The following is an 11,671-nucleotide window of genomic DNA, read 5'->3' as shown; positions in this document are numbered from 1 at the left end:
TAAAGCGAGGAGGCGATGCCGACGATGAGTCAGCAGCATGGTGGTGACAACAACGACCAGCGTGAGCAGGCTACTGGTGATGAGCAACCGCGGGTAGTCCAGTCGCCGGCGGGCTCGATCTGGAAAGTTCCTGGTTTTAGCTCCACGATGGTGGCGATCGGTGCTGCTTTCGGCGCGTTTTCTTTGCTGCTACCCGTGTTGCCCCTGGCAGTGCTTGATTCGGGAGGTTCTGCCACTCTTGCCGGTGGTGCTACCGGTTCGTTCATGGCTGCGACCGTCGCCATCCAGATCTTTACCCCGCAGTTGGTGCGCAAGTTTGGCTATAACCCGGTGATGATGGTTGCTGCCTTCATGCTGGGAGTACCCGCACTGGGGCATTTGTTAGGGATGGAACCGTGGGTGGTGCTGCTGTTTTCTGCTTTGCGCGGTACCGGATTCGGTGCCTTGACCGTTGCGCAGTCCGCCTTGATCGCAGAATTAGTGCCTATTCGCCTGTTGGGTAAAGCCACTGGAATTTTGGGCGTATTCGTTGGTGGTGCGCAAATGGTGTTCATGCCTGTGGGCTTGATGATGGGCGACGCCTGGGGTTATCACACGGTGTATTACCTGGCAGCGATCACCGCTTTGATTGCGGTTGCCATGATTGTTCGGTTGCCGAAGCTATTCCCAGCCACCGCGGATGAAGACAACACCGGTGTTGTGCACGTATCTATGTGGAAATTAGTGCTTGTGCCTGCGCTGGCGATGACTAGTATTTCGATGAGCTATGGTGTGGTCTCGTCGTTCTTGCCAGCTTCGGTTCGTGAAGCGGACCCGGCTACTGGTGCTGTACTGGCTGGTTTCATGCTCTCGTTAATCGGGGCGATGACCTTCATCTTCCGTTTGGTTTCCGGTACGGTTGCCGACCGCACCGGAAAGCCGGGCATGTTGATGATCCCCATGCAGATTCTTGGATTGTTCAGCATGTTGTTGATGGCCATTGCGACTTATGCCGGCTGGTCGATCTGGTGGCTGGTTTTGGCCGCACTGCTTTTCGGCGCCGCCTTCGGTGCTATGCAAAACGACGCGTTGCTGTCTATGTTTGATCGCCTACCGCGACACAAATTCTCCGAGGCTTCGGCCGTCTGGAATATTTTTTATGACGCTGGCACTGGGCTAGGCTCTTTGGCTCTCGGTGCTCTGGTTGCAGGTTATGGTTATGCCGGAACTTACCTTGCCGCTGCGGGAATCGTTTTCTTATTAATGATTCTGACCAGCCTGGATGCTTTCATCGGTAAGCATCGGACCACCGAATATCACCATATCCGTGGGCGTTTGCGGCAGGTGCCGGGAGCTCGCACGGCGGGTCGTGCGTGGCGTGTCTCCCGCAGGGGTGCTTCCCGTTTGCGGTTTGGTAAGAAGTCATAGCCTAAACTGTCAGGCATGAGCCCGACTGTTGCCCTGCTTGATTATGGTTCCGGAAATATCCGTAGTGCTTACCGCGCCCTTGAGCACGTCGGTGCGGACGTAGAAATTACCAAAGATCCGCAAATTTGTCTGAATGCAGATGGCCTACTCGTGCCGGGGGTGGGCGCGTTTGCTGCGTGCATGCGTGGGCTACGTGAGGTTCACGGCCCCCGGATCATCGGCCAGCGCCTAGCCGGTGAGCGTCCGGTGTTGGGGATTTGCGTGGGCATGCAGGTGTTGTTTGAACACGGTGTGGAACATGACGAAGCCGCCGATGGTTGCGGTGAATGGCCGGGCACTGTTGAACGATTGCAGGCGCGGGTATTGCCGCACATGGGGTGGAATACCGTGCAGCAGCCTGATTCGCCCATGTTTGCTGAGCTTTCCGACGACGAACGCTTCTATTTCGTGCACTCTTATGGGGTGCGCACCTGGCAATTAGATGGCACTGATTTTGCAGCCCCGCCGCGCGTTGCTTGGTCCGAGCATGATGGCGATCGTTTTGTGGCTGCAGTCGACAACGGTGCGTTGTGGGCGACACAATTCCATCCAGAAAAATCTGGTGCGGCTGGTTCGCAGTTGCTGCGGAACTGGATTAACACGCTATAACAGGCTGCACACCGTGCTAAAGGAACAAGAAAGAAGCTGTCATGAATTTTAGTCTTCTCCCCGCTGTTGATGTTGTCGATGGCCAAGCTGTTCGCTTGGATCAAGGCGCTGCTGGCACAGAAAAATCATATGGTGATCCGATTGCTGCTGCTCGCCGATGGCAACAGCAGGGTGCACAGTGGATCCACTGCGTTGATTTGGATGCGGCCTTCGGGCGTGGTTCCAACCACGAGCTGTTGGCGCAGATTATGGCCGAGGTGGGGGTTAACATTGAGCTAACCGGTGGTATTCGTGATGATGCATCTTTGCAGCGAGCTCTAGCTACCGGTGCGCGTCGCGTGAATATTGGTACTGCCGCGCTGGAGAAACCGGCATGGATCGAGCGAGTTTTGGCCGAACATGCCGATGTCGTCGCGGTGGACCTCGCGGTGTTGCGCGATGAATCGGGCGAATGGCGTACTCGCGGTCGGGGTTGGGAAACCGACGGCGGGGACCTGTGGGAGGTATTGGAACGTCTAGACGCGGCTGGCTGCCGGCGCTTCGTTGTCACCGATGTGTCGAAAGACGGCACGCTGACCGGCCCCAATATCGATCTGTTGCGGGAAGTTAGTGCAGCTACTGAAGCAAATATTACGGCTTCGGGTGGGATTTCTAGTTTGGACGATGTGGCGGCCGTCGCCAAGCATGCCAATGAAGGAATCGATTCCGTGATTATTGGCAAAGCGTTGTATGAGGACCGTTTTAGTTTGTCAGCGGCACTCGAATTGGTGGATGGACTAGTAAGCAAGACCACACGTGGCTAAGATCGGGTTTTAATGGATGCATCCGAGAGCACTGCACGTGAGTCGAGAGCATATGAGACGAATGCGCAAGAATCGCTGCAGTACCTAGCACAGTTGGAAGAACTCCTAGGCGAGGCCGAGGAGATGTTTCGTGCTGGCTTCGGCACTGCGCCCGCTAGCAGGAAGTCCGGGGGATCGCCGGTGACCACTGTCGATTTCAGTATTGAAGAATATTTGCGCGACACATTGCAGGGCATCGCTGGCGCTACGGTCTGTGGTGAGGAGCGCGGCGGGGAGATTGGCGCAGAACCTGCGTGGGTAATTGATCCGATCGATGGCACCGCGAACTTCGCGGCGGGCAATCCGATGTGTGCGATTAATGTTGCCTTGGTGGCGAATTACCGGCCGGTGGTCGGCATGATTGCATTGCCGTTGCTGCACAAGCGCATTAGCGCAGTAGCCGGTGGGGGAGTGTTGCGAAACGGAGAGCATTTTGTGCGTCATCGACCACACGGGCACATTGGGGCGTCCAACGTGGGTTCGGCTGCGGTGGATCAGGTTTCCGCACACCGTCGTGCACAAATGCTGGAAGATATTGTTTCGCAGGGCCTATCCACCCGTATTACTGGTTCGGTGGGCCTCGATTTGGCTTTTGCTGCTGAAGGAATTTTTGATGGCATTATGAATTTTTCACCGTTCCCCTGGGATAATGCTGCGGGGGCGTTGTTGAACGCTGAGGCCGGGTTGGTGGTCACTGACCTGGAAGGTCGGCCATGGACGACGCGTTCGCATGGCATCATTGCCGGCAGCGCCGATATTCATCATCGCTTGCACCGTTTGGTGCGAGAGAACTAGCGGCTCAGCTCAGGTCTTAAAATACGGTAAATACGGCCATAAACACCGGTCAGAAATCTCGGCCATAAACACCGGTCAGAAAACTCGGTTGGAAATACTAGAAAAGGGGCAGTGCTCATGAGCCTGGCAACGCGGGTGATCCCGTGCTTGGATGTAAAAGATGGCCGCGTGGTCAAAGGCGTAAATTTTACCGGCCTGCGTGATGCCGGTGACCCCGTGGAACTCGCTCGTCGCTATGAGGCTGAGGGGGCAGACGAGCTGACCTTCTTGGATGTTTCTGCTTCTCAGCAGGGGCGCGGCACCATGTTGGAAGTTGTGCGTGCAACTGCTGAGCAAGTGTTTATTCCTTTGACCGTGGGCGGTGGGGTGCGTAGCGCTGCGGACGTGGATGAATTATTGCGTGCCGGTGCAGATAAAGTCTCGATCAACACCGCGGCTATTCATCGTCCAGAGTTGCTCCGCGAGTTGTCTCGTCGTTTTGGTTCGCAGTGCATTGTGCTTTCGGTGGATGCGCGTAGGGTAGCCGGAAATCCAGTAGCTGATATGCCTTCGGGTTTTGAAGTCACTACCCATGGTGGATCGAAATCCGCAGGCCTCGATGCCGTTGAATGGGTGCGCACGGGCCAAGAACTTGGGGTCGGCGAGATTTTGCTGAATTCCATGGACGGCGATGGTACGAAAGCTGGTTTTGATCTCGAGTTGATCACCGCTGTGCGGAAGCACACGAATTTACCGGTAATCGCTTCGGGCGGGGCCGGGGCGGCGGAACATTTCCCACCAGCGATCGCGGCTGGTGCCGATGCGGTGCTCGCGGCGTCGATTTTCCACTTCGGGGAGGTCACTATCGATCAGGTTAAAGCCACCATGGTGACTGCGGGATTGACGGTGCGATGATGAGTACACAAGATAACCCTGCTGATTATGAGTTGGATCCGGACGTCGGTAAGCGGCTTAAGCTCAATGCTGCCGGTTTGCTTCCGGTGGTGGTGCAGGCAGCCGATACCGGGGAAGTGCTCATGCTGGCGTGGATGGATACTCATGCGTTGGCATACACGCTGGCGACACGCCGTGGCACCTATTACTCGCGCTCTCGCCAGGAATACTGGATTAAAGGTTTGACTTCCGGCAATACCCAGCAGGTGGAGTCGGTGGCGCTGGATTGCGATGGCGACACGGTGCTGTTGCGCGTTCGGCAAAGTGGTGGGGCTTGCCATACGGGTGATCGCACATGTTTCGATGCTGACGTTTTGCTAGCCTAAAATAATGTTTTCGCATCGGGTTTCTGCGCTGTTATTGGGTTTGGGCGCTGCTGGTCTGTGGGGAGCGTCCCGGATGGATTGGGTGGTTGCTGAAACCGCCGATGATTTGGCGGGGGATCGCGCAATTGCGATTAGTGGCGGGCAGTGGTCCATGGAAACCACCGCGCTTGCTTTGGTTATGTTGGCTGGGTGTGTTGCTGGCTTGGCGTTGCGGCGCTTGGGGCGTCGTGTGGTCGGTGTTATTTCTGCTCTGGCTGCCATTGGTGCTAGTTGGTCTGGCTTGACGATGTTGGCTGGAACTCCGGATCCGGAGCATGCTCGCAACGTGCTGCGCGCGGCTGCCACGAATGAAACCGCGGTGAATGCGGAAGGCATTAGCGAATGGGCCCACGTGGTGGCAGCGGAGCCAAATGTTGTTGGCCCGGTGTTGAGCTTGCTGGCCTGTGCTGTGGCGCTGTTTGCCTCGGTGCTTTTGGCTATGCGGCCGGGAGTAGATCCGGCTGCGGTGAACAAATATGAGCGGAAAGCTGCGCGTGAGGAAAAGCTTGAGCGCGAGTTGGCAGAAAGCCCAGATTCTGGACGCGTGTTGTGGGATGCGCTGGATGCCGATATCGATCCGAGCGAGCGCCCAAGCGGTCAGACTTCTTCTGATAATCGTAGGCTAGACGACCGCTGATTGCTGTTTTGGAAGGCTACCAGCCGCCGTACAGCCCCCACCTGGGTGATACTAGGCTGGCCTTAATGTGCTTTGCAGTGGTGTTCTTTGTAGTGATGTGGAATACTCAAAGCATGATGCTGCGCATGATGGTGCGCGTACACGAAGGGGTGGTAGCTGGTGACAACCGTGCTGGCAGCTGATGCCATCGTGGCTGAAATACTTGCCGACGTCGCCGCCCGTGAAGCCCGCGTATCGTTTGCGGATATCAAAGCGCTTTCGCGGTCTGTGCCCAGCCCGCGCCCGGTAGTATCAGAGTTGCTTCGCCCTGGTTGTAGCATCATTGCGGAAATTAAACGTGCCAATCCTGTGCCGCATATGCACGGTGGCAATGATTGTGCAGTTTACGCCGATGCGCCGCGTTTGCTTGATTTCGATGCTGTGTCTTCGCTTGCCGACGTCGCCGGCTTGGCGCAAGGGTTCGCGCAAGCCGGGGTGGTGGCGGTCGCCTGCCAGACAGAACAGCTGCGTTTTCGCGGGTCCTTGGAAGATATGGCTACTGCCCGGGCAGCTAGTTCCGTCCCTATGCTGTGCCGGGACATCATAGTGGACCCCTACCAAGTGCATGAAGCCCGCTTTTTTGGTGCCGATATGGTTCCGCTGCAGGTAGAGCTATTGGCGCAAGCACGTCTGGTGGCATTAGTTGATCGCATTGAAAGCCTGGGGATGACGGTATTGGCAGAAGTGCGTAGCCCGGAACAAGCCCAACGTGCGGTTGCCGCTGGGGTAAAAGTCGTCGGTATTAATGCCCGAGGCTTGCATTCGCGGCACTTAAATCCGCATCGATTTTCCGCTATCGTGCCTCACTTGCCCAGCGATGTGGTGCGTATTGGCTTGGGTGGGGTAGTGAGTGCCCGCGAAGTTTGGCGTTACGCCGGGTGGGGAGCGGATGCGGTGTTGGTGGGGGAAGCTCTCATGGCTGCGCCGCGCCCGGCGGTGCTGGCCCGTGATCTGGTGGCAGCCGGCTTGCACCCAGCATGCCCTGTCTGGCGTAGTTGAGCGCTTCATTTTGCCATTGCTAGCTGCGGTAGCACCCCGCCTATCTATCCGTAGTATCGGCCTGACTTAGCACGCTGGATTATGCTTTGGGGGCTTATGGCAGAATCCTAAGTCATGGTTACAGATTTTTTGGCGAATATTCCGTCTCCGCCGCAGGGGGTGTGGCAGCTGGGGCCACTGCCTTTGCGTGCTTATGCCTTGTGCATCATTGCAGGCATTATCGTCGCGCTGTATATCACGCAGGCTCGTTATGTGCGGGCTGGCGGCGACTCCAACGTGGTGTGGGACGCGGCGATTCTGGCGATTCCTGCTGGGGTGATTGGCGGCCGTGCTTATCACGTGATTACGGATCACCACAAGTATTTTTGTGCGGATTGTGACCCGGTGGATGCTTTGCGGATCACTAATGGTGGTTTGGGTATTTGGGGTGCGATTGCATTGGGCACTATTGCTGTGGCGGTGATGTTTAAAATTCGTGGAATTCGCCTGGCCCCATTCGCAGATGCTGCGGCTCCGGCCATCGTGCTGGCGCAGGGCATTGGGCGTTTGGGTAACTGGTTTAACCAGGAGTTGTACGGTCGAGCTACTGATGTTCCGTGGGCGTTGGAGATTTACCAGCGCGTGGATGAAAACGGCAATTATGCTCCGGTTGCGGGAACATCCACGGGTGAGGTCATCGCGACGGTACATCCGACCTTCCTGTATGAGCTGTTGTGGAACGTAGCAATCTTTGTCTTTTTGTTGTGGGTGCACAAGCGCTTCCGTTTGGGCGGCGGGCAAGTCTTCGCGTTGTATGTGGTGGGTTATACCGCAGGTCGGTTCTGGATTGAGCTGATGCGTTCCGACGAAGCCACGTTGCTATTTGATGCAGTGCGTGTGAACGCGGTGGTTTCTGTGGTCGCTTGTGTTCTTGCGATCGTTGCCTTGGATGTCCTGGGCAAGCGCTTTCGGCGCCAAGTTCAGGAGGGCTTGGTGGATCCGGCGGCTCCTGCGAAACCGAAAAACTCTGACTAGCGGTGCGCTAAGCGGGTAAACTTAGGCGACGTGGACAGACGAACAAAGATTGTATGCACACTTGGACCAGCCGTCGCCAGCCAGGAAGCCATTTCGGGCTTGGTTGCTGACGGGATGAACGTTGCTCGCCTGAACTTTTCGCATGGTGAACACGAAGATCACCAGCGCAACTATGAATGGGTGCGCCAGGCCGCCACGAAAAGTGGCAAGGCTGTTGGTGTGTTGGCTGATCTGCAAGGCCCGAAGATTCGCCTGGGCCGGTTTACTGAGAATGAAACCTATTGGGCAACCGGCGAAACGGTGCGTATCACCGTCGATGATGTGGAAGGCACCCATGATCGGGTGTCGACCACTTATAAAAATCTTGCCGACGACGCCCGCCCGGGCGATCGACTATTGATTGATGACGGCAAAGTCGCCGTAGAATGCGTTGAAGTTGACGGCACCGATGTGGTCTGTCGTGTGACTGAGGGCGGCCCGGTATCCAATAACAAGGGTGTTTCCTTGCCCGGAATGAATATTTCCGTGCCGGCGCTGTCGGAAAAAGATATTGAAGATTTACGCTTCGCGCTACGCCTAGGCGTGGACTTTATTGCGTTGTCGTTTGTGCGCTCACCATCGGATGTGGACTTGGTTCACGCGATCATGGATGAAGAAGGCCGCCGCGTACCAGTGATTGCGAAGTTGGAGAAGCCAGAGGCCGTCGACGCTTTGGAGTCCATCATCTTGGCTTTCGATGCGGTTATGGTTGCCCGTGGCGATTTGGGCGTGGAAGTCCCGCTGGAGCAGGTGCCGCTGGTGCAGAAGCGAGCGATTCAGATCGCTCGCGAGAATGCGAAGCCGGTGATCGTGGCTACCCAGATGCTGGATTCGATGATCGAGAATTCACGCCCGACCCGAGCAGAAGCCTCCGACGTGGCCAATGCGGTGCTCGACGGTGCTGATGCGGTGATGCTGTCGGGAGAAACTTCCGTGGGCGTAGATCCGCACAACGTGGTCCGTACTATGGCACGCATTGTGCTGGAAGCCGAAACCATTGGTGAGCTGCCTGATTTGGGGCATATCCCACGCACCAAACGCGGTGTGATTGCGTATTCCGCCCGCGACATCGCCGAGCGTTTGAACTCCAAGGCTCTCGTGGCGTTTACTACCTCGGGCGATACTGCCAAGCGTTTGTCGCGTCTGCGATCCCAGCTGCCACTGTTGGTCTTCACCCCGCACGAGTCAGTGCGCTCACAATTAGCACTGACATGGGGCGTGGAGACATTCTCGTGTCCGGAGGTCGCTTCTACCGACGAAATGCTGCACGTACTCGACCGCCAGTTGGTTAAGGTCGATGGCTATCACCGCGACGACGTAATCGTCCTGGTTGCTGGTACTCCACCTGGGGTCGAAGGCAATACCAACATGGTGCACGTCCACGCGATCGGCGAAGACGTGCGCATTACGCCACAGGACTAAACGGCAAAACATGAGCGCACAATAACCAGGGCAATTGCTCTAAGCCGCTACGAAGCTCAGCAGTGCACCGGCACCCGCAAGGGTGGTTGCGTGCACTGTTGGTTTATATTCGGGCACAAAGTTCGCCTGGTGATTGACTGGGACATCTTCATCTAGGGTGCCTCGTTCTGCAGCCTCGTCCCAGAGCTTGCGCGGAGTACTACCCACGAACCAGAACAGGTAAGGCACGTTCCATGCCTTAGGCAAATAGGTGAAATCTTCCGAGACCGTGGAACGCTGCGCTGTTACGCTCTGCTCACCAAAAGTAGCGTCGAAAGTCCGGCGCACACGGTTAAAAACTGCGTCGTTGTTATCTACCACCTCGCCGTGGGCATAGAAATGATAAACAGGTTCTTGTGTGGAACCAGAAGCATCGACTTCTGCTTGCACCACGCGCTTGAGCGCAGCGTATACGCGTTCTGCTAATTCCTCGTCGTAATAGCGGGTGTTGAGCACCAGCTCCGCGCTGTCCGGAATGATGTTGTTGGTATCGCCCGAGCGCAGAGTGCCCACGGAAATCACGAAAAACTCATCGGGTGCGACCTCCCGGCCGACGATTGCCTGCAAACGAGTAACGATCATCGCAGCCGTATACGTTGGGTCAATCGACTTGTGCGGCATCGATGCGTGGGCGGACTTGCCAAAGATAGTGACCTTGATGGAATCGCAGCCCGCCATTAACGGACCGCGCCGGGTTTGTACTTCGCCTGCGCGCCCAGGCATGACGTGTTGGCCCAGGCACACATCCGGGGCGGGGATCTTGCCGATGAGGTCGTCTTCGATCATGAGCTTGGCACCGATGGAGGATTCTTCGGCTGGTTGGAATAACGCAATGACTGTACCGGCCCAATGCTCGCGGAGATTGTCTAAGATTGCCAGCGCCCCGAGCAGGGCAGTGGTGTGCATATCGTGCCCGCAGGCGTGCATGTTGTTGCCATCGACAAACAACGCATCAAAATCCGCACGCATGAGGGCAGTGGGAGTTTCCTCTGTGGCTTGGTTGCGCATAACAGCGGTGATGCCGTGGCCGCCAATTCCGGTGGTCACCTCGACATCAAAGCGCTGGAGGGCGGCGTGGATGGCTGCGGCTGTGCGTTCTTCCTGGTGGGAAAGCTCGGGGTGTTCGTGGAGGTCGTCGTAAAAGGCTTGTTGCCAGGAAAGATCTGCGGTGTGGTTATTGAGAAGGTCGGCAATGTGTTGTGGATTGGGGCTGGCTTGTGAAGTTTTTGAGTGCTGAGACATGCAAATAATGCTAGCTAAATAGCACGAGGCTGAATGCAGAGAGAAAGGATCCGAACTTGTCTTTTGAAAGGTGACACGACCATTACTGGCGAGAGCGGGGAGTGAGCGGAGTACCCCCGGTATAAGGTGGTGTGGTCCGAAGCGCATCTGGGCCAGTATGAAAATTCCACGAGCAAAAATCTGTTTGTGCAGCTCAGGTGGGTAATAATTTTTCTAAGCCGAGACTTTGTCTGCCCAGTAGGAAAATGTGTAGTAAACCCGAAAGATTTTCTAAGGTTTTCTTGTGTGGAATGTAGCAAAGCTATAACATTCTGGCTGTAAGTGTTATCAGCAGCTGGGCGTCGTCGTTCGGTTGAGACTTTCGTTAGGGGAAAGCGTTGTCAATTCCAAAATCAGTTAACCGGACGGTCAAGCGTCGTGGTCTCGCAATCGCAACTGCAGTTGCTGTTGCAGGCAGCGGCATCGTGGGCGCAAACTATGCATCCGGGCAGGACGCAAACGGTGGGGCAGTAACGGCAGCTGAGGAGAATGCGAACCAGGCACCCGCTGCTCAGGAAGTGTTTGATCGTGAAAAGCAGACAATCGATGCCCGTTTAACTGAGACGAAGAATCCAGAAGCGGTTGCTCAAGAAGTTGCTGGGAAATACAAAGATCAATTTTCCGGTGATGAAGCAGCCTTCGGCCGTTTTGAATACCAGCTTGAGCAGAAAGTAAAGCGCCACTTTACTGAACGTGTACATGACAATGACATTGATCTTGAGGATCCGTCGTACATTCTGCCCACTTGGGAAGAAGCTTTCAAAAAAGATAAAGAGACTAAAATTAAGTCTCGCTTGATTGAGACGAAAAACCCGGAGCAGGTAGGCAAGGAAATTGCTAACCAGTACCGCGGCGGCTTTAAAGATGCTGGTGAGTACAACACGTTCGAATACAAGATTGAGCAGGAGACGAAAAAGTATTTCAACGCCCTCGTTGCTGACGGCGAGGTCGAACTAGGGGAGCAGTACAAACTTCCGGCGACTGCAGAAGAAGCCTTTGAAGAATCTAAGGAAAAATTCAAAGAGCAGTTGATTCAATCTCAGAATCCGGAGCAGGTAGGCAAGGAGATTGCTAACCAGTACCGCGGTGGCTTTGAAGATGCTGATAAGTACAGTAATTTTGAATACAAGATTGAGCAGGAGACGAAAAAGTATTTCAACGCCCTCGTTGCTGACGGCGAGGTCGAACTAGGGGAGCAGTACAAACTTCCG

At 55.8% G+C, this 11,671-nt stretch carries 12 protein-coding genes; 11 read left to right on the top strand and 1 reads right to left on the bottom strand.

Features of this window, described 5'->3' with window-relative positions; translation table 11 throughout:
• The first annotated feature begins 24 nt into the window (after positions 1–24).
• The 10 genes from O146_RS0109050 to pyk all read left to right on the top strand — a co-directional run bounded on the left by O146_RS0109050 (position 25) and on the right by pyk (position 9,140).
• Positions 25–1,407, top strand: coding sequence for an MFS transporter (locus tag O146_RS0109050; RefSeq protein ID WP_027018265.1), 1,383 nt, complete (start codon positions 25–27; stop codon positions 1,405–1,407).
• Between the two features lie 15 nt (positions 1,408–1,422).
• The gene (gene hisH, locus O146_RS0109045) at positions 1,423–2,055 is read left to right on the top strand and encodes an imidazole glycerol phosphate synthase subunit HisH (RefSeq protein WP_021352409.1); all 633 of its coding nucleotides are present in this window, start codon (positions 1,423–1,425) and stop codon (positions 2,053–2,055) included.
• Positions 2,056–2,096: 41 nt separating this feature from the next.
• A complete protein-coding gene (gene priA, locus O146_RS0109040) occupies positions 2,097–2,858 on the top strand; it encodes a bifunctional 1-(5-phosphoribosyl)-5-((5-phosphoribosylamino)methylideneamino)imidazole-4-carboxamide isomerase/phosphoribosylanthranilate isomerase PriA (protein WP_027018264.1) in 762 nt (253 codons plus the stop codon).
• A gap of 12 nt (positions 2,859–2,870) precedes the next feature.
• Positions 2,871–3,692 (top strand): inositol monophosphatase family protein, encoded by an 822-nt coding sequence (locus O146_RS0109035; protein ID WP_051619377.1) that lies wholly within the window; start codon positions 2,871–2,873, stop codon positions 3,690–3,692.
• A 117-nt stretch (positions 3,693–3,809) separates the two neighbouring features.
• Entirely contained in the window at positions 3,810–4,586 is a 777-nt protein-coding gene (gene hisF, locus O146_RS0109030; RefSeq protein WP_027018262.1) for an imidazole glycerol phosphate synthase subunit HisF, read from the top strand.
• On the top strand, positions 4,586–4,951 hold the full coding sequence (gene hisI / locus O146_RS0109025) for a phosphoribosyl-AMP cyclohydrolase (protein ID WP_027018261.1): 366 nt from the start codon (positions 4,586–4,588) through the stop codon (positions 4,949–4,951). The genes hisF and hisI overlap by 1 nt, the downstream gene beginning before the upstream one ends.
• Positions 4,952–4,955: 4 nt before the next feature.
• A complete protein-coding gene (locus tag O146_RS0109020) occupies positions 4,956–5,627 on the top strand; it encodes a TIGR02234 family membrane protein (protein ID WP_035000759.1) in 672 nt (223 codons plus the stop codon).
• Positions 5,628–5,786: 159 nt separating this feature from the next.
• Positions 5,787–6,665, top strand: coding sequence for an indole-3-glycerol phosphate synthase TrpC (locus tag O146_RS0109010; protein ID WP_027018259.1), 879 nt, complete (start codon positions 5,787–5,789; stop codon positions 6,663–6,665).
• A gap of 114 nt (positions 6,666–6,779) precedes the next feature.
• A complete protein-coding gene (gene lgt, locus O146_RS11775; RefSeq protein WP_051619376.1) occupies positions 6,780–7,679 on the top strand; it encodes a prolipoprotein diacylglyceryl transferase in 900 nt (299 codons plus the stop codon).
• A gap of 30 nt (positions 7,680–7,709) precedes the next feature.
• Complete coding sequence (pyk, locus tag O146_RS0109000; RefSeq protein ID WP_027018258.1) at positions 7,710–9,140, top strand: pyruvate kinase; 1,431 nt, start codon at positions 7,710–7,712, stop codon at positions 9,138–9,140.
• Positions 9,141–9,179: 39 nt separating this feature from the next.
• On the opposite strand, the gene O146_RS0108995 is transcribed toward pyk, so the two are convergent.
• A complete protein-coding gene (locus tag O146_RS0108995) occupies positions 9,180–10,421 on the bottom strand; it encodes an amidohydrolase (RefSeq protein WP_051619375.1) in 1,242 nt (413 codons plus the stop codon).
• Between the two features lie 377 nt (positions 10,422–10,798).
• Between O146_RS0108995 and O146_RS11770 the strand changes: the two genes are divergently transcribed.
• A partial coding sequence (locus O146_RS11770) for a hypothetical protein (protein ID WP_035000758.1) occupies positions 10,799–11,671 on the top strand: 873 nt, incomplete at its 3' end.

Origin of the sequence: Corynebacterium pseudodiphtheriticum DSM 44287, assembly GCF_000688415.1 — a bacterium.
GTDB lineage: Bacteria > Actinomycetota > Actinomycetes > Mycobacteriales > Mycobacteriaceae > Corynebacterium > Corynebacterium pseudodiphtheriticum.
Note: the sequence above shows the minus strand (reverse complement) of the source record. Positions and strands in the feature narration are given on the sequence as shown.